The organism is Streptomyces botrytidirepellens (assembly GCF_003721215.1).
Classification (GTDB): Bacteria; Actinomycetota; Actinomycetes; order Streptomycetales; family Streptomycetaceae; genus Streptomyces; species Streptomyces himastatinicus.
On sequence record NZ_RIBZ01000168.1, the window covers coordinates 1 to 17,065 of the forward strand.

Here is a 17,065-nt window from a genome sequence, read left to right on the forward strand (position 1 = left end):
TGCCCCGGCCCCCGCCGCTCCTCGAACCCGGGGCTCCGCCCCGGCCCCCGCCGCGGCCTCGGCTATGGGCTGCGCCGGGCGTTCCGCCCTGACCCCAGCCGGGCGTTCCGCCCCGGACCCGGTCGTGGACTTCGCCCAGCCCCGAGCCGTGCGCTTCGCCCCGACCCCGGCCGTGGGCTGCGCCCCGGACTCCGCCGGGTGCTGGGCCCCGGTCTCCGCCCGGGGGTTCGCCTCCGGCCCGGCCATGGGCTGCGCCGGGCGTTCCGCCCCGGACCCCGCCGGGTGCTGCGCCCCGGACTCGGCTCGGGGCTGCGCCCCGGACTCCGCCGTGGGCTTGGCTGTGGGCTTCGCCCAGGACTGCGTCGGGTGCTCCGCCTTGGGCCCGGTCGTGGGCTTCGACCGGGACTCTGTCGTGGGCTCCGCCCCGGGCCCTGCCGCTGCCTCGGCTGTGGGCTGCCCCGGGCCTTCCGTCTCGGGCCTGGTCGTGGGGTTCGCCCCGGGTTCGGCGGTGGCCTTCGCCCGGCTCGCCGGTTGCTCTGTCCCGCTCTCTGCGGGGTGCTTCGGCGCTGCCCCTGCGGGGTGCTTCTCCGTGGGTCCTGCCGGGTGCTCCGGCCCCGATGCCGCCGTGGGCCCCGTTCCGGGGGTGGGGCGCTCTGTCTCGAGCCCTGCGGGCTGCCCCGGGCCGTGGGTGCGGGGCTTTGCGCCGGGCTCCGTTCTCGGAGCGGCGTGCGCCGGCTCAGCTTTCGTCGGGGCGGGGTGTGCTGCCTCAGGCATCGTCTGGTCCCGGGCCGGGGGCCGGGGGCGGAGTCCCGGCGGGGGTGTGGGGGCGGAGCCCCCGTGGGGGGTCGGGGGCTTGCCCCCGGGGCGGGGAGGGGCGGGGTGGGGAGAGGTCATCGCGCACCGCCCAGCTGCTTCAGGGCCGCCTTCGCGTCGCGCGCGCCCGTCGGGGAGAAGCCCGGNGTGGGGAGAGGTCATCGCGCACCGCCCAGCTGCTTCAGGGCCGCCTTCGCGTCGCGCGCGCCCGTCGGGGAGAAGCCCGGGTTGAGGTCGAGGGCCGCGGCGAGGTGGTCGCGGGCGGACTCGTCGTCGCCGAGGGACTTCTCGATCATGCCCCGGTGGTAGAGGAAGGCCGCGTTGCGGTAGCCCGGTTCGGCGGCGCGCTTGGCGGCGGTGAGGGCCTCGCGGTCCTTGCCGTTGCGGTGCAGGGCCCAGGCCAGGGCGTCGGCGGTGTGCACGGTCTGCCGTCGGTCCCATTCGGCGCGGGCCGCCTTCAGGGCCTCCTCGACGTCGCCGTGGTCGGCCGCGACGAGGGCGCTGTCGAGGTCGGTCGCCACTCCGTTCGCGCGGGCCAGGGTGATCCAGGTGTCGACCACCGCGTACTGCTGCTTCGCCTTCTCGGCGTCCTTCTTGCCGTCGCCACGCGCCTCGTACGCCTCGCCCAGCGCCGCCAGCTGCGCGGGCAGCGGGGAGCTCCGTACGACCTCTTCGAGGTCGCGTACGGCGGCCCCGAAGCGGCCCTCGGCGGCTGCGGTGCGGCCGCGGTACTCCAGGGCCGGGAGATAGCCGGGCGCGGCGCGCAGGGCGGTGCGGAAGGCGCTCCGCGCCGCGTCGTACCGGCCCTGGCCGAAGGCGAGTTGGCCGAGCGAGGTGGAGACGTAGGCGATGTCGCTGGGCGAGGTCGCGGACTCCCGCGCGCGGTCCAGGACCTCGCGCGCGCCCTTCGGATCGCCGCGCAGCTCCTTGACGTAGGCGAGCCGGGTGAAGATGGGGATGCCGGGCCGCACCGAGTCGGCGTGCTCGGCGGCGGCGGACGCGTCCTTGTAACGGCCCAGCTCCACCAGGGCGTCGATCCGGACGGCCATCGCCGACTGGCTGTAGGAGTTGATCTTCAGGGCCTTGTCGGCGTCCCGCAGCGCGCTCGGGAAGTCGTGCCGGGCGGCGGCGAGGGAGGCGCGCCCGGCGAGCGCCTCGTCGTTGTCGCGCGGCTGGACGGCGAGCGAGCGGGCGAAGGTCTTCTCCGCCTGCGGATAGCGGGTGGGGTCGCCGGTGGTGCGGGCCTGTTCGATGTAGGCGGCGCCGAGCCCGGACCAGCCGGAGGCGTCCTTCGGCTGGGCGCGCAGATGCTTCTGGAGGGCGCTGATCCGTCCGGCGAGGCCGTCGGCCGAGACCTGCTGGAGCGACGCCGGAGCCCCGGCGGCGCGCAGCGACACCGGTCCGGCGGGCTGGTCGGCGGGGGTTCCACTGAGTACGGACGAGGCGGCGGTCAGACCCACCGCGAGGGTGCAGACGACGGCCGCCGTGCGGACCGTGCGGGGGAGGGGTGGCCGGAGAGCCATGGGTGACAGCTGCCTTTCGCCGTAACAGGCATAACAGGGGAGAGAGGGGGCGCGGTCCCGCACGACGGGGAGTGTGCGAGGGGCGGGACCGCGCCCGCGGGGTGGCGCGAGAGGAGACTGGCGCGGGTCAGTGCCTGCGTGCGCGGGCGGGACGGCGCGACTTGCGCCACCACATGAGGCCGAGGCCCACCAGCAGGACGGCGCCGCCGCCGCTCGCCGCGGATCCGGCGAGCACCATGGTGTCCTCGGAGGAGCCGCCGATGCCCGAGCCGCCTTCCAGCAGGGACGAACCGGCGCTCTTGGAGACGGCCTTGGCGTCCGAACCGGAGCTGGGCAGCGCCAGGAACGGGAAGGCGCCGTAGAACTCCTGGTCGTTCTTGTCGACCGCGTCGCCCAGGTCGTTCTTCTTGCCGAGGAGTTCGCCCTCCACGGCTTGGAGCGAGATGTCGAGCACGTCGTCGAGCGGACGCCGTCCGTTGGGGAACCCGGCGTTGTCACCGTCGAGTACACCGAGCCGCTTGGGGTCCTTGGCGGGCTTGATGGAGGTGTTGAGGCGCAGCATCTCGGAGGGGCGGACGTGCGGCGGCTGGTTGAGCTTGGGCACGCCGGTCAGGAAGACCTGCACGAGGTCGTCACGCGGGGTGTCCGGGGCCTCGATCTTGTAGATCTGCTCGATCAGCTTGGGCAGTTCGGGCTCCGTGACGGACTTCAGGAACTGGCCGTCGTCCCACGGGGCCGAGGCGTTGAACTTGTCCTTGTCCTTGCGCGGCAGGACCACCTCGTTGACCAGCGGGTTGCCGAGCCGGGAGACCTGGGCCCAGTCGCCTTCCGCGCTCCTGCGGTGGACGGTGGACCAGACGCCGATCACCGGCTGGTCGTCGGACTCGGTGAGCGCCTTGGTCGGCACCTGGAGGGCCAGGGACTGGACGTTGTACCCCTTGAGGGTGTCGTTGCCGACCTCGGACATGTCGCCGCCGTAGAGCAGGTCGAAGACCCGCAGGTCGGCGAAGAACGGGTCGTCGGCCTGACCGGCGAAGCTGGTCGAGCCGCCGCTGTAGCCGATCTTCTGGACCGCTTGGTCGCGGAGCTTCTTGTAGTCGGGCATGGACGCCTTGCCGACGTTCGACGGGGCGACCGGCAGGTCGTCGGCGAGCTTGGCCCGGGCGACGGCCCGCTGGTTCTTGAGCTTGATGACCTCGAGGTCGTAGCTCTGGGTGAAGTTGAGGTCCGGGTCGTCGAGCGATTCGACCGGGCCGGTGTTGTAGAGGAACGTGTCCCCGTTCTTCACGTGGTCCTCGAACGTCCAGCGGAAGAGCAGATCGCCCTGGCCGTCGCCGTCGTTGTCGACGTGCAGGTCGTACCGGGCGTCCGTGCCGAACTTGTAGAAGTTCGGGCCGCCGGCCGGGTCCTGGAACGGCAGGAAGTTCGTGACCAGGGTGGTCGTGTCCGACTTGTCCGGGCTCTGGAACGCGTACACGTCCGTCGCGTCGTACTGCGGCTGCCCCGAGATCAGCGGCGCCTCCCGGTGGCTGGAGGCTGCCGCGGTCTGCGGCTGTAGCGCCGCGACGCCGGCGGCCGTGAGCGCGCCCGCGGCCAGCGAGCAGCAGACGAGCCCGGCCAAGCTCCTGGTGATTGCGGTCATCGTGTCGGTCCTTCGCACCTTGCCGGATGTTCCTTCATGCGGCTATTCGGGGCGGAGGGCCGAATGGCTTGGCGCGTTCCGTAATTTGTCACGAATGGCAAAGGGGCTCTCACCGGGGCCGATCTTCACTGTATGGGCGTCAACACCCTTGACGTGGTGGTGAATCAGGAACCTGGGATGCGCAGGTGACGGCTCGGGGAGGTAGGGTTACTCTGCCCGGGGCGGGTGCCCTCGAACGGGTGGGGAGTGACATGGAGCAGATAACAGTACGCAGCAGGCCCCGAGTGCCTGCCATTCATTGCGGGAGCGGAGCGTCCAGCGCGCGGCTCGACCGCCATCTCGCGGTGCTGGGCGGCCCGGCCGTCCCGGAGCGGGAGGCCGAGGGCGCGACGGTGCTGATGCAGGAGCTGATCGCACGCGATCACGCGCGCGCGAAGAACAACCGGGGTGCCCGGGTGTCGCTGTTCGCGCCGCTGCGCCGACTGCGGCGCTCGCTGTTCGGCAGCCACGCCTGACCCACCGCGACCGACCGCCCCGCCCTGCGCGGCACACCCGCGCGCGACCGCATCCGCATCCCGGGTAGGCAGGAGGCACCGGCCCGCTCCAGCCGGTGCTCCGTGCTGTGAGTTCACGCCGTTGAGTTCACGCCGTTGAGTTCACGCTGTGAGGCACGGCACACCACCGGCCTCCCGGGATGCGTGCCGCCCCGCCCCGCCTTGTAGCAGTGGGTCGGCGGGTCGGTCACAGCAGCGCGAACTGGCCCTCCGGCCCCTCCTCCTGGTGGTCCAGGACCGACGCCGGGCGGCGGGCCCCGGCGGCCACGGGCAGCACCCCGGCGGCGCGCAGCTCCTCCGGGCCCACCACCGGCCCTTCGGCCACCCGGTCGGCCAGCGCCTGCCTGGCCGGGCGCAGCTCGGCCAGCAGCGCCAGCACGGTGATCAGCTCCAGCAGCTCCGACGTCCAGGCCCGCGGCCATCCGGCCGGTGCGCCGACCGCCTCCAGCGTGCCCGGCTCGGCAGGCGCCGTACGCCGCTCGAACCACGCCTCCAGCACCCGCACCCCGCCCGCGTGGGCCTCCCACGCGGCCCGCGGTACGGGGGAGATACGCCCCTCGCCCAGCAGCAGCGCCGCCTCGTCCGGGTCGTAACCGATCGTGTCCGGCAGCCCGCGCTCGGGCAGCGCTGCGCGCACGTACGGGCGCTGGCCACCCGGCATGCGCGGGCGCTCACCACTGTGCGCCCCGCGCGTGTGCAGCCACAGGGCACGGCGGCCCAGCTCCACGCCCGTCTCCCAGGTCTCGGGGTCGGCGGTCAGCGGTACGGCGCACGGCGCGCCCCGGTGCGCGGCGGCCGCCCAGGCGAGGAAGTCCTCGGCGGCGACCGGACGGCCGAGCCGCTCACCGAGGTGGGCGAGCAGCCCCGGCGCGAGATTGGGCTCGTGCCCGCCCGGGCGGCGGTAGAGGGGGCGGATCAGCCCGGGACGCCCGGCGGGGGAGTGGCCGTCCGGCAGCAGTGCCGAGAAGGTGAGCACCGGGTCGGGGTCGGGCCCGCCCGCCTCCACCACATGGATCTGCCGGTCGTCCGCGACCCGCCACAGCTCGGGCCGGGCGGCGTCGAGCACGCGGTGATCCGGTATCAGCCACTGCTGGTCGAACGGCCCGTGCGCGACCCGCACCGGCTCCGGACACGGCCCGTCCTCGCGGGCCAGCCGGGCGGTCGAGGTGGCCTGGCCGGGCAGCTGCGGTACGGAGGTGTGCAGCGTACGGGCGCGGCTCGGCCGGAACAGCGCCGCCCGCTCGGCCTCGTCCCCGGCGCCCACCAGACGCGCCCAGCGCGCCCGCAGCGCCCCCGCGTCCGGCCCCGCGACCCAGCCCCGCCCGAACCGTGGCGGCCGCACGGACCAGGGCATGAGATCCGCCAGCAGCGCTGCGTCTCGGGTTGCCGTCACCCTGCCGCCTTTCACCCGGCACGTACGTCGGTCAGCCCGGGCATCGTAACCGTGACCACGGTGGTCAGTCGGCGTCCACCGTCACCGAGAACGAGAAGCGATCGCCGCGGTAGTGGATGCGGGCCACGTCGACCACGCGGCCCGCCTCGTCGTACGTCACCCCCGTGTAGTGGAGGATCGGGCTGAGCAGCGGGATCTGGAGGAGGCGGGCGGTCTCCGGGTCGGCCAGGCGCGCTTCCACGGTGTCGGTGATGCGGCTGATCCGCACCCCCACCGCGTCCCGCAGCACCTTCGTCATCGGCCAGCGCGCCAGGTCCGCGAGGTCGATGCGGGCGGCGAGTTCGGGGCGGACCAGGTTCTCGGCCCAGTTGGTGGGCTCGTCGCCGTGCTCGTCCCGGCGCAGCCGGCGGTAGGAGGCGGCCTCCTCCAGGCCGGGGAAGTACCCGGCGAGCTCCGCCGGGACCGGCGCCGGGCCGTGCTCCAGCACCGTGGTCCGCTCGCCGGACTGCTGGGCCACGATCGCGTCCACCGAGCCCAGCAGCCGCACCGGCGTGCCGCGCCGCGCGCTCGGCTCGATGAAGGTGCCGCGCCGCCGGTGGCGGCTGATCAGGCCCTCCGACTCCAGCTCCTTCAGCGCCTGCCGCATGGTGAGGACGCTGACGCCGTAGTGCTCGGCGAGCCGGTCCTCGGTCGGCAGCCGCAGCGGCTCGTCGGGCCCGCGGCCGAGTATGGAGGCGCGCAGCGACTGCGAGACCTGGTACCAGAGCGGGAGCTTGCGGTTGAGGGCGAGGGAGTCGGGGGCGAAGGTGGTCACAACGCGGCTCTCCGGTCACGGAAACTCAGGCGACGGCCGTCCACGGGCACTGTCCACGGGCAGTCGGACCCGTCAGGCGCGGAAGTGGCGCTCCAGACCCTGCCACACCGTGTCATAGCCCGTCTGGAGCCGGTCGGACTCCATCGCCTGCCGGGTGGCCGTGACCGGCCAGCGGGTCTCGAACATGAACGCCAGCCCGTCGTCCAGCTTCCGGGGCGTCAGCTCGGCCGCGCTCGCCGCCTCGAAGGTGTCGTGGTCGGGGCCGTGCGCCGACATCATGTTGTGCAGCGAGCCGCCGCCGGGGACGAAGCCGCCCGGACCGGCCGTCTTGGCGTCGTAGGCGCCCTCGATCAGGCCCATGTACTCGCTCATCACATTGCGGTGGAAGTAGGGCGGCCGGAAGGTGTCCTCGCCGACCAGCCAGCGCGGAGCGAAGACCACGAAGTCGACGCCCGCGAGCCCGGGGGTGTCGGACGGCGAGGTGAGCACCGTGAAGATGGACGGGTCGGGGTGGTCATAGCTGATGGTGCCCATGACGTTGAAACGGCGCAGATCGTATACGTACGGCACGTGGTTGCCGTGCCAGGCGACGACGTCGAGGGGGGAGTGGTCGTACGTCGCGGCCCAGAGGTTGCCGCAGTACTTGTTGACCACCTCCACCGGGCGCTCCACGTCCTCGTACGCCGCGACGGGGGCCAGGAAGTCGCGCGCGTTGGCCAGCCCGTTGGCGCCGATGGGGCCGAGGTCGGGGAGGACGAAGGGGCGGCCGTAGTTCTCGCAGACGTAGCCGCGGACGGAGGCGTCGAGCGGCTCGACCCGGAAGCGCACCCCGCGCGGGACGAGCGCGACATGGCCCGGCTCGGCGCGCAGCAGCCCCAGCTCGGTGTGGAGCAGCAGTCCGCCGTGCTCGGGGACGATCAGCAGCTCGCCGTCCGCGTCGCTGAAGACGCGGTCGGTCATGGGCGCGTCGGCGACGTAGAGGTGGATGGCCATGCCGGTGCGCTGGGTGGCGTCCCCGTTGCCGCCGAGCGTCCACAGGCCGGACAGCCAGTCGGTGGGCCCGGCGGGCTCCGGCAGCGGGTCCCAGCGCAGCCGGTTGGGGTCCGGGGCGGAGTCGGTGAAGGGGGCGCCGCTCAGGGTGCCGTTGTCGATGCGGACGAACGGCGGGTGCGCGGCCGAGGGGCGGATGCGGTACAGCCAGGAGCGGCGGTTGTGGGCGCGCGGCTCGGTGAAGGCGGTGCCGCTCAGCTGCTCCGCGTACAGCCCGAGCGGGGCGCGCTGGGGCGAGTTGCGGCCGACGGGCAGTGCGCCGGGGACCGCCTCGCTGCTGTGCTCGTTGCCGAACCCGGAGGCGTAGGCCAGTCCTTCGGCCGTCTTGCGCGCTCGCTCGATCCCCGTGCCCTCGCCCATGGCGTGCTCCCGACGCTCCGACGAATCCTCTGTCCGACGATAGGAATCGAAGAGGGCTTACGTCAATGATCGGGCAGGATGGTGGCGTGCCCATACCGCCTCTCCGCCGCCCACCGGTCCAGCGCCGCAGCGCCGAGCGCCTCGGCCGGATCCTCGACGCCTGCGCCGAGCTGCTCGACGAGATGAGCTATGAGCAGCTGAGCACCCGTGCGGTAGCCGAGCGCGCCCAGGTGCCCATCGGCTCCGTCTACCGCTTCTTCTCCAACAAACGGGCGATGGCCGAGGCCCTGGCCCACCGCAACCTCGACGAGTACGCCGCGCGCATCACCCGGCGGCTGGCCGGGGCCGGGGCGGACGGAAGCGACTGGCGTGCCGCGATGGACATCGTCGTGGACGAATACCTGGAGATGAAGCGCGGCGCGCCCGGCTTCGCGCTCGTCGAGTTCGGCATGCCGGTCCCGGCGACCGGCCTGCCCGACCAGCCCAACCACCTGGTGGCCGACCGCCTCCGCGCCCTCCTCGCCGAACCGCTGGGCATCGACGGCACCGCCGAGGCCGACGAGCGCCTGCGGGTCGCGTTCCTGCTCGCGGTCGAGGCGGCGGACGCGCTGCTGCGGCTCGCCTTCCGGGTGGACCCGGAGGGGGACCCGGCGGTCGTGGCCGAGACGAAGGAGCTGCTGCGGGCGTATCTGGCGCGCGTGCTGGATTAGCGGCGTCCGATGAAGGGCCCGCGCGAGCGGTACCGCGGCGGCATACCGGCCGGTATGGTGAGGCGCCGTCGCAGCCGTACTGTCCCCGGGAGGGACCGATGAGCCGTACCGCACTGCGTATCTGCCCGCTCTGCGAGGCCACCTGTGGGCTCACCCTGACCATCGAGGACGGCACGGTCACCCGGGCGCGCGGGGACGCCGAGGACGTCTTCAGCCGGGGGTTCATCTGCCCCAAGGGGGCCTCGTTCGGGGAGCTGGACGGCGACCCCGACCGGCTGCGGGGGCCCCTGGTGCGACGGGACGGGCAGCTCCGGGAGGCATCGTGGGAGGAGGCGTTCGCCGCCGTCGCGGAGGGGTTCGGGGAGGTCCTCCGGGCCTACGGACCGCAGTCCACCGGTGTCGTCCTCGGCAACCCCACGGTCCACACCGTGGCCGGGGCGCTCTTCGTGCCGGTGCTGCTCGGCGCCCTGCGCACCCGCAACGTCTTCACCGCGAGCACCCTCGACCAGATGCCCAAGCACGTCTCCAGCGGGCTGATGTACGGGGACGCCTTCGCCATCCCGGTGCCCGATCTGGACCGTACGGACCACCTCCTCATGCTCGGCGCCAACCCGCTGGACTCCAACGGCAGCCTCTGCACCGCACCCGACTTCCCCGGCCGCCTGCGCGCCCTGCGGCGGCGCGGCGGCAAGCTGGTGGTGATCGATCCGCGGCGTACCCGCACCGCCAAGCTGGCCGACCGTCATGTGGCGATCCGGCCCGGCACGGACGCGCTGCTGCTGTTCGCGATGGTGTCGGTGCTGTTCGACGAGGGGCTGGTGGCCCCCGGGGCGCTCGGCGCGCACCTCAGCGGCATCGAGGAGGTGAAGGGGCTGGCCGCGGGCTTCACCCCGGAGGCCGTGGCCGAGGCCTGTGACGTACCCGCGGAGGAGATCCGCGTCCTCGCCCGTGAATTCGCCGCCGCGCCCCGGGCCGTGGCGTACGGGCGCGTCGGCTCCAGCACGGTCGAGTTCGGCACGCTCACCAACTGGCTGGTCGACGTCCTGGGCGCGCTCACCGGGAACCTCGACCGGCCCGGCGGCATGATGTTCCCGCTCTCCGCGACCGGCGGGTGGAAGCGCCCGGCGGCGCCCGGGAAGGGGTTCGCGCTCGGCCGCTGGCACAGCAGGGTCAGCGGCCACCCCGAGGCGAAGGGCGAGCTGCCCGCCGTCGCGCTCGCCGAGGAGATCGAGACGCCGGGCGAGGGGCGGATACGGGCGCTGCTGGCGGTCGCGGGGAACCCCGTGCTGTCCGCGCCGGACGGCGACCGGCTCGACCGGGCCCTGGCCGGGCTCGACTTCATGGTCAGCGTCGACCCGTACCTCAACGAGACCTCACGCCACGCCCATGTCGTGCTGCCGCCGCCCCCGCCCAGCCAGAGCCCGCACTTCGACTACGCCTTCAACGGCTTCGCCGTCCGCAACCAGGTCCGCTACACCCGCCCCGCGGTCCCGCTCGACCCGGACCGGATGTGCGAGACCAAGATCCTGGCCCGGCTGGTGCTGTGCCTGAGCGGGCAGCACGGCGCCGACCCGGCGACCGTGGACGACATGGTGATCGGCGCGACGCTCGGCAAGGCCGTCGCCGACCCCACCGCCCCGGTGTACGGGCGCGACGCCACCGAACTCACCGCCGGGCTGACCGGGCTCACCGGCGCCGAACGGCGGCTGGACATGATGCTGCGCCTCGGCCCGTACGGCGAGGGCTTCGGTGCCGACCCCGACGGCCTCACCCTGGAGAAGGTGCTCGCCCATCCGCACGGCATCGACCTCGGACCGCTGAGCCCCCGCATCCCCGGGCTGCTGAAGACCCGCAGCGGCACGGTGGAGCTGTGCCCGGAGCCGATCGCCGCCGATGTGGCGCGGCTGCGCGGGGCGCTGGCCGCGCGGCCCGATCAGCTGCTCCTGGTCGGCCGCCGCCATCTGCGCTCCAACAACAGCTGGATGCACAACGTCCCGGCGCTGATGGGCGGCAGCAACCGCTGCACGCTCCAGGTGCACCCGGACGACGCGGCGCGGCTCGGGCTGGCCGACGGCGGGCTCGCCCGGGTCACCGGCGACGGGGGCGAGCTGGAGGTGCCGGTGGAGGTGACGGACGCGGTGCGCACCGGGGTGGTGAGCCTGCCGCACGGCTGGGGCCATGCCCGTCCCGGCACCCGGCTCGCGGTCGCGGGGGCCGATCCGGGGGTCAACGTCAATCAGCTCATCGACGGCTCCCGGCTGGACCCGCTCTCGGGAACGGCGGTGCTCAACGGGTGCCCGGTGCGGGTGACCGCCCTTCCGCTCACCACCGCGTCGGTCACCCAAGGGGATTGACCTGGGGTTTTGCGCTTATTGCTCACACGTCAAGACCTTGTTAACGCCAAGTTGCGCCACCTAACGTCGCCCCGACCGCCAAATCTGGGGGAGTTCAAAGGCGAACGTGAGGTAGCCACATGCTGACAATCCTCGGTTTCGTCATGATCGCAACATTCCTGGTTCTGATCATGATGAAGAAGATGTCCCCGATGGGGGCACTGGTGCTCATCCCGGCGCTGTTCTGCGTCCTTGTCGGGAAGGGGGCGCACCTCGGTGATTACGTCATCGATGGCATCGGGGAGCTGGCACCCACCGCCGCGATGCTGTTCTTCGCGATCATCTACTTCGGGGTGATGATCGACGTCGGTCTCTTCGACCCGGTCGTCCGCGTCATCCTGCGGTTCTGCAAGGCGGACCCGATGCGGGTCGTGGTCGGCACCGCGGTGCTCGCGGCGATCGTCTCGCTCGACGGTGACGGTTCCACCACCTTCATGATCACGGTGTCGGCCATGGTGCCGCTCTACCGGAAGCTGAAGATGAGCCTGGTCGTGATGACCGGTGTCGCCGCCATGGCCAACGGTGTCATGAACACGCTCCCCTGGGGCGGTCCCACCGCCCGCGCCGCCGCCGCGCTCAAGGTCGACGCGAGCGACATCTTCGTCCCGATGATCCCCGCCCTCGCGGTCGGTCTGCTCTTCGTCTTCGCCCTCTCGTACGGCCTCGGACTGCGCGAGCGCAAGCGCCTCGGCGTGCTGACCCTCGACGAGGTCACCGAGGGCGACCCGGAGACGGTGCTCGTGGGGGCCGGCAGCGGCGGCGGCCAGGGCATCAGCCTGGGCAAGCCGGGCAAGCCCACCGGCGGCGCCGGCGGCGGTACGGACGCCGAGGCCCCCGCGGGCGGCCCGGCGGCGAGCGGCCCGGCCGAGGACGACGACGAGTTCAAGGGCCTCGACCCGAACCGCGCCACCCTGCGTCCCAAGCTCTACTGGTTCAACGCGGCGCTCACCGTCGCCCTGCTGGCCCTGATGATCACCGAGACGCTGGACATCCCCGTCCTCTTCCTGCTGGCCGCCGCCATCGCGCTCACGGTCAACTTCCCGCGCATGGCCGACCAGAAGGCCCGGGTCGCCGCCCACGCCGAGAACGTCGTCAACGTCTCCGGCATGGTCTTCGCCGCCGCCGTCTTCACCGGTGTCCTGACCGGCACCGGCATGGTCGAGAACATGGCCCGCTGGGTCGTCGACGGCGTCCCCGACGCCATGGGCCCGCAGATGGGCCTGATCACCGGTCTGCTGTCGATCCCGTTCACCTACTTCATGTCCAACGACGGGTTCTACTTCGGCATCGTGCCGATCCTCGCCGAGGCGGGCCACACCCACGGCGTCTCCGCACTGGAGATCGCTCGCGCCTCGCTCGTCGGACAGGCCCTGCACATGTCGAGCCCGCTCGTCCCCGCCGTCTATGTGCTCGTCGGCATGGCCAAGGTCGAATTCGGCGACCACACCCGGTTCACGGTCAAGTGGGCGGTGCTCACCTCCCTGGTGGTGCTGGCAGCCGGACTCGCGTTCGGCATCATCTGACCGTGACGACTTCGGAGCCCGGTAGGGGCTGGCTGCTGCGCCTGGTCATCGCCTTCTCCTTCGCACAGGGGGCGGTGAGCATGGCGAGACCGGCCGTCTCCTACCGGGCTCTCGCGCTGGGCGCCGACGCCCGCGCGGTCGGTGTGATCGCGGGCATCTACGCGCTGCTGCCGCTGTTCGCCGCCGTGCCGCTCGGGCGGCGCACCGACCACGGCCGGTGCGCCCCGCTGCTGCCGGTCGGCGTCGTGCTCATCGCCGCCGGGTGCGGGCTCAGCGGTACGGCGGGCTCGCTGCCCGAAATGGCCGCGTGGAGCGGGGTGATGGGGCTGGGGCATCTCTCCTTCGTCATCGGTGCGCAGTCCCTCGTCGCCCGGCAGAGCGCCCCCGCCGACCAGGACCGCAACTTCGGCCACTTCACCGTCGGCGCCTCGCTCGGCCAGCTCATCGGGCCGATCGCCGCCGGGCAGCTCGTCTCCGGCCACGACGGCGCGCTGGCCCGCACCAGCGCCCTCGCGCTCTTCGTCGCCGCCGCCGTCGCGGCCTGTTCGGTCACCTCGCTGTGGCGGATCGAGCACCGCCCGGCCGAGGGGCGCGTGGAGAAGCCCGCCGACGCGGCTTCCGCCCGGCGGGTGCCGGTGTTCGGCATCCTGCGCACCCGCGGGGTCGCCTCCGGCATCTTCATCAGCCTCGCCGTGCTCTCCGCCACCGACATCCTCACCGCCTATCTGCCCGTCGTCGGCGAACAGCGCGCCATCTCGCCCGCCGTCGTCGGCCTGCTGCTCAGCCTGCGCGCCGCCGCCACCGTCGCCTGCCGCCTGGTGATGACCCCGATGATCCGGCTGATGGGCCGCACCGTGCTGATGGCCGTCAGCTGTCTGGGCGCCGGGCTCCTGTGCGCGGCCGTCGCCCTGCCGCTGCCCGCCTGGGCGCTCGGCGTGCTGCTCGCCGCGCTCGGCTTCTGCCTCGGCGTCGGCCAGCCGCTGTCCATGAGCACCGTCGTCCAGGCCGCGCCCGACGAGGCGCGCAGCACCGCCCTCGCGCTGCGGCTCACCGGCAACCGCCTCGGCCAGGTCGCCGCGCCCGCCTCGGCCGGACTGCTCGCCGGGCTCGCGGGCACCGCCGCCCCCTTCGTCATGCTCGGCGTGCTGCTGCTCGGCTCGGCGGCGATAGCCGTACGGCCCCTGAGGCGCGCCGCCGACACGGCGCCCCCTCCGGACCTCCCGGCCGCGCGCACACCCCGGCCCGCCCCCGAGGAGGAGCGGAGCTCGGTTTCGGGGAGGCGCGGGCCGGGGGAGGAAACATCGGCCCGCACCGACCCCGAGGAGCCCACACCATGACCCGCGCCGCCGTCCTCCCCGCCCTCGGCACGCCGCTCCGCGTCCAGGACATCGAGATCCCCGACCCCGGACCGGGACAGGTGCGGGTACGGCTCGCCGCGGCCGGGGTGTGCCACTCGGACCTGTCGCTGTCCAACGGAACGCTCCGCCAGCCCGTCCCCGCCGTCCTCGGCCACGAGGGCTCGGGCACAGTGACGGCGGTCGGCGACGGCGTGACGGGGGTCGCCCCGGGCGACGCCGTCGTCCTCAACTGGGCCCCGTCCTGCGGGAGATGCCACTACTGCGGGCTCGGCGAGCCCTGGCTGTGCGCCAAGGCCGGGGACGCCGCGGCGCTGCCGTACGCCACGCTCACCGCCGACGGCAGCGCGCTGTACCCGGGGCTGGGCACGGCCGCGTTCGCCGAGGAGACCGTCGTACCGGCGCACGCCGTGCTCCCGCTGCCGGACGGCGTGCCGCTCACCGACGGCGCCCTGCTGGGGTGCGCGGTGCTCACCGGATACGGCGCGGTCCACCACAGCGCCCAGGTACGGCCCGGCGAGTCCGTCGCCGTCTTCGGCATCGGCGGGGTCGGCCTGGCCGTGCTCCAGGCGGCGCGCCTCGCAGGCGCCGGGACGATCGTCGCGGTGGACGTGTCACCGGAGAAGGAGGAACTGGCCCGCGCGGCGGGCGCGACCGAGTTCGTCCTCACCGGCGACGGAACCGGCGATGGAACCGGCGACGGAACCGGCACCGGCGACCCGGCCAAGCGGATCCGCGCCCTCACCGGCGGCCACGGCGCCGACGTCGCCGTCGAATGCGTCGGCCGCGCCGACACCATCCGCAGCGCCTGGTCCGCCACCCGCCGCGGCGGCCGGACGACCGTCGTCGGCATCGGCGGCAAGGACCAGCAGGTCACCTTCTCGGCGCTGGAGCTGTTCTACTTCGGCCGCACCCTCTCCGGCTGCGTCTACGGCAACAGCGACCCCGCCCGCGACCTCCCCGTCCTCGCCGAGCACATCCGCGCGGGACGGCTCGACCCGTCGGCGCTGGTGACCGAGCGCATCGGCCTGGACGGCATCCCGGCGGCCTTCGACGCGATGCTCGCGGGACGCGGAGGGCGGGCTCTCGTGGTCTTCTAGGGGCCTTCCAGGCGTGCTCTAGGCGTTCCCGTCCGCCACCATGGCCAGCCACGGCCGGTACGCCTCCCCGAACGGTTCGGCGCCGCCCCCGACCGCCTCCATCAGCCACCGCCCCGCCGCCTCCGCCTGCGCGATGACGTCCGCCGGATACCCGTACCGCACCTGGTGCTCCGCGAACTCGTCCTCGTCCACCAGCAGCGTCGCCCCGTCGGCCCGCTTCCGGAGCACGTCCAGATCGAGGTCGACCATGGTGACCTCCTCCGGAGAGACCCACTCCACCGGAGTGGTGATGTCGCAGTACACCTCGGTCGAGCGCGGCGGCGCGTTGAACACCGCGGTCCACCACGTGCCGCGCGGGAAGAGGACCACATACGCGCACTCGGTGGGCACCTCGGGGCCCTCCCCCTTGCGCGTCACCGAGTGGGGAGGCAGCCCCAGCCAGACCCCGTGCTCGTCCTCGCCCAGCCTGCGCATGCGCATGTTCCAGTGCAGAGTGCCGTCGTACTTCCGGTAGTTGACCTGGACCAAAGACGTCATGCGGGGATCCTAGCCCTCGGCCCGGAGACGCGTCCTAAGCGCTTGCTCACCCTCCGTGTAGGGTGTCCGCCATGGACGTGGAGCGGAAGAACGCCGGGGGCCGGGCCGAGGCGTGGGGAGACATTACGCCGGACGCGGCCCGGCGGCTGGTGAGCGCCGCCGTGCACGCCTTCGCCGAGCGGGGCTATCACGCCACCACCACGCGGGACATCGCCGGGCGCGCCGGGATGAGCCCGGCCGCCCTCTACATCCACTACAAGACCAAGGAAGAGCTGCTCTACCAGATCAGCAAGGTCGGCCACCGGCTCGCGCTGGACATCCTGGAGGGGGCGCGGGACGGGGAAGGGACCCCGGCCGAGCGGCTGGCCACCGCGGTGCGGGGCTTCGTGCGGTGGCACGCCGAGCACCACATGACCGCGCGCGTGGTGCAGTACGAGCTGGGCGCGCTCGGGGAGGAGCACCACGCCGAGGTCATCGCCATGCGCCGGGCCACGGACGCGGCGGTGCGCTCGATCATCGAGGACGGGGTGCGGACGGGCGCCTTCGACGTGCCGGACGTGCGCGGCACCACGGTCGCGGTGCTGTCGCTGTGCATCGATGTCGCCCGCTGGTTCAACGCGCGGGGGCGCAGCACCCCCGACGAGGTCGGTGACCTCTACGCCGGGCTGGTGCTGCGCATGGTCGGCGCGGACGTCGCGGGCTCCTAGAGGTAGAAGCGGGACACCGTTTCCGCGACGCAGGCCGGTTTGGCGCCGCCCTCGCTCTCGACGGTGACCGTGAGCGTCACCTGGATCCCGTCCTTCACCTCGGTCACCTCGGCGATGCGGCCCGTGGCGCGCAGGCGGGAGCCGACCGGGACGGGGGAGGGGAAGCGGACCTTGTTCGAGCCGTAGTTGACGCCCATCCGTACGCCCTCGACGCGCAGCAGCTGCGGGCTGAAGTGCGGCAGCAGGGACAGCGTCAGATAGCCGTGCGCGATGGTCGTGCCGAAGGGGCCCGCGGCGGCCTTCTCGGGGTCGACGTGGATCCACTGGTGGTCGCCGGTCGCCTCGGCGAACAGGTCGATCCGCTTCTGGTCGATCTCCAGCCAGTCGCTGGGGCCGAGTTCCTCGCCGACCGCGGCGCGCAGTTCCTCGGGCGAGGTGAAGATCCTGGGCTCTGCCATGTGTGCTGCCTCCCGGGCGACTCGCGATGCGGCTAAGCGACTGCTCAGCATGCTCGGGTGACCTGGCTCCTGTCAACGCGCCGTGCGCGCACCCCCGGTTTCCGGGGCGCGCCCGCCGGGCACCGGCGAGCGC

Annotated in this window: 14 protein-coding genes; 7 read left to right on the top strand and 7 right to left on the bottom strand. The window is 73.3% G+C overall.

Going from position 1 to position 17,065, the window contains the following annotated elements; all coding sequences use genetic code 11:
• Positions 1-971: 971 nt before the first annotated feature.
• Together EEJ42_RS12755 and EEJ42_RS12760 are read right to left on the bottom strand one after the other, a co-directional pair.
• A complete protein-coding gene (locus EEJ42_RS12755) occupies positions 972-2,336 on the bottom strand; it encodes a tetratricopeptide repeat protein (RefSeq protein WP_246096424.1) in 1,365 nt (454 codons plus the stop codon).
• A gap of 127 nt (positions 2,337-2,463) precedes the next feature.
• On the bottom strand, positions 2,464-3,978 hold the full coding sequence (locus tag EEJ42_RS12760; protein ID WP_123100062.1) for a DUF4331 domain-containing protein: 1,515 nt from the start codon (positions 3,976-3,978) through the stop codon (positions 2,464-2,466).
• A gap of 251 nt (positions 3,979-4,229) precedes the next feature.
• On the opposite strand from EEJ42_RS12760, the gene EEJ42_RS12765 reads away from it, so the two are divergent.
• Positions 4,230-4,493, top strand: coding sequence for a hypothetical protein (locus EEJ42_RS12765; RefSeq protein WP_123100063.1), 264 nt, complete (start codon positions 4,230-4,232; stop codon positions 4,491-4,493).
• Positions 4,494-4,719: 226 nt separating this feature from the next.
• Here EEJ42_RS12765 and EEJ42_RS12770 read toward each other — a convergent pair whose 3' ends face one another.
• From EEJ42_RS12770 to hmgA, 3 genes are all read right to left on the bottom strand, one after another.
• Positions 4,720-5,886 carry a type ISP restriction/modification enzyme gene (locus EEJ42_RS12770; protein WP_184503058.1) on the bottom strand — a complete coding sequence of 389 codons (1,167 nt, stop codon included), beginning with the start codon at positions 5,884-5,886 and terminating at the stop codon, positions 4,720-4,722.
• 103 nt (positions 5,887-5,989) lie between these two features.
• Positions 5,990-6,739, bottom strand: coding sequence for a GntR family transcriptional regulator (locus tag EEJ42_RS12775; RefSeq protein WP_063733953.1), 750 nt, complete (start codon positions 6,737-6,739; stop codon positions 5,990-5,992).
• Positions 6,740-6,811: 72 nt separating this feature from the next.
• Positions 6,812-8,149, bottom strand: coding sequence for a homogentisate 1,2-dioxygenase (hmgA, locus tag EEJ42_RS12780; protein ID WP_123100065.1), 1,338 nt, complete (start codon positions 8,147-8,149; stop codon positions 6,812-6,814).
• A 65-nt stretch (positions 8,150-8,214) separates the two neighbouring features.
• Between hmgA and EEJ42_RS12785 the strand changes: the two genes are divergently transcribed.
• From EEJ42_RS12785 to EEJ42_RS12805, 5 genes are all read left to right on the top strand, one after another.
• Complete coding sequence (locus EEJ42_RS12785) at positions 8,215-8,859, top strand: TetR/AcrR family transcriptional regulator (protein WP_123100066.1); 645 nt, start codon at positions 8,215-8,217, stop codon at positions 8,857-8,859.
• Positions 8,860-8,957: 98 nt separating this feature from the next.
• Positions 8,958-11,213, top strand: coding sequence for a molybdopterin oxidoreductase family protein (locus EEJ42_RS12790; RefSeq protein WP_123100067.1), 2,256 nt, complete (start codon positions 8,958-8,960; stop codon positions 11,211-11,213).
• 119 nt (positions 11,214-11,332) lie between these two features.
• On the top strand, positions 11,333-12,775 hold the full coding sequence (locus tag EEJ42_RS12795) for a CitMHS family transporter (protein WP_123100068.1): 1,443 nt from the start codon (positions 11,333-11,335) through the stop codon (positions 12,773-12,775).
• A 2-nt stretch (positions 12,776-12,777) separates the two neighbouring features.
• On the top strand, positions 12,778-14,112 hold the full coding sequence (locus EEJ42_RS12800; RefSeq protein WP_123100069.1) for an MFS transporter: 1,335 nt from the start codon (positions 12,778-12,780) through the stop codon (positions 14,110-14,112).
• Positions 14,109-15,230, top strand: coding sequence for a Zn-dependent alcohol dehydrogenase (locus EEJ42_RS12805; protein ID WP_123100070.1), 1,122 nt, complete (start codon positions 14,109-14,111; stop codon positions 15,228-15,230). Before EEJ42_RS12800 ends, EEJ42_RS12805 begins: the two co-directional genes overlap by 4 nt.
• An 18-nt stretch (positions 15,231-15,248) precedes the next feature.
• Here the strand turns inward: EEJ42_RS12805 and EEJ42_RS12810 are convergent, their stop codons facing one another.
• On the bottom strand, positions 15,249-15,767 hold the full coding sequence (locus EEJ42_RS12810; protein ID WP_123100071.1) for a DUF402 domain-containing protein: 519 nt from the start codon (positions 15,765-15,767) through the stop codon (positions 15,249-15,251).
• 71 nt (positions 15,768-15,838) lie between these two features.
• Between EEJ42_RS12810 and EEJ42_RS12815 the strand changes: the two genes are divergently transcribed.
• Positions 15,839-16,474, top strand: a complete 636-nt coding sequence (locus EEJ42_RS12815) for a TetR/AcrR family transcriptional regulator (RefSeq protein WP_123100072.1) — start codon at positions 15,839-15,841, stop codon at positions 16,472-16,474.
• Here EEJ42_RS12815 and EEJ42_RS12820 read toward each other — a convergent pair.
• Entirely contained in the window at positions 16,471-16,932 is a 462-nt protein-coding gene (locus tag EEJ42_RS12820; protein ID WP_123100073.1) for a MaoC family dehydratase, read from the bottom strand. The genes EEJ42_RS12815 and EEJ42_RS12820 overlap by 4 nt on opposite strands.
• Positions 16,933-17,065 lie beyond the last annotated feature (133 nt).

Bases quoted from the DNA above. Each gene is read 5' to 3' on its own strand.
- EEJ42_RS12765 (WP_123100063.1), top strand. From the start codon at position 4,230: ATGGAGCAGATAACAGTACGCAGCAGGCCCCGAGTGCCTGCCATTCAT.
- EEJ42_RS12760 (WP_123100062.1), bottom strand. From the start codon at position 3,978: ATGACCGCAATCACCAGGAGCTTGGCCGGGCTCGTCTGCTGCTCGCTG.
- EEJ42_RS12805 (WP_123100070.1), top strand. From the start codon at position 14,109: ATGACCCGCGCCGCCGTCCTCCCCGCCCTCGGCACGCCGCTCCGCGTC.
- EEJ42_RS12770 (WP_184503058.1), bottom strand. From the start codon at position 5,886: ATGCCCTGGTCCGTGCGGCCGCCACGGTTCGGGCGGGGCTGGGTCGCG.
- EEJ42_RS12815 (WP_123100072.1), top strand. From the start codon at position 15,839: ATGGACGTGGAGCGGAAGAACGCCGGGGGCCGGGCCGAGGCGTGGGGA.
- hmgA (WP_123100065.1), bottom strand. From the start codon at position 8,149: ATGGGCGAGGGCACGGGGATCGAGCGAGCGCGCAAGACGGCCGAAGGA.
- EEJ42_RS12755 (WP_246096424.1), bottom strand. From the start codon at position 2,336: ATGGCTCTCCGGCCACCCCTCCCCCGCACGGTCCGCACGGCGGCCGTC.
- EEJ42_RS12790 (WP_123100067.1), top strand. From the start codon at position 8,958: ATGAGCCGTACCGCACTGCGTATCTGCCCGCTCTGCGAGGCCACCTGT.
- EEJ42_RS12785 (WP_123100066.1), top strand. From the start codon at position 8,215: ATGATCGGGCAGGATGGTGGCGTGCCCATACCGCCTCTCCGCCGCCCA.
- EEJ42_RS12820 (WP_123100073.1), bottom strand. From the start codon at position 16,932: ATGGCAGAGCCCAGGATCTTCACCTCGCCCGAGGAACTGCGCGCCGCG.
- EEJ42_RS12810 (WP_123100071.1), bottom strand. From the start codon at position 15,767: ATGACGTCTTTGGTCCAGGTCAACTACCGGAAGTACGACGGCACTCTG.
- EEJ42_RS12795 (WP_123100068.1), top strand. From the start codon at position 11,333: ATGCTGACAATCCTCGGTTTCGTCATGATCGCAACATTCCTGGTTCTG.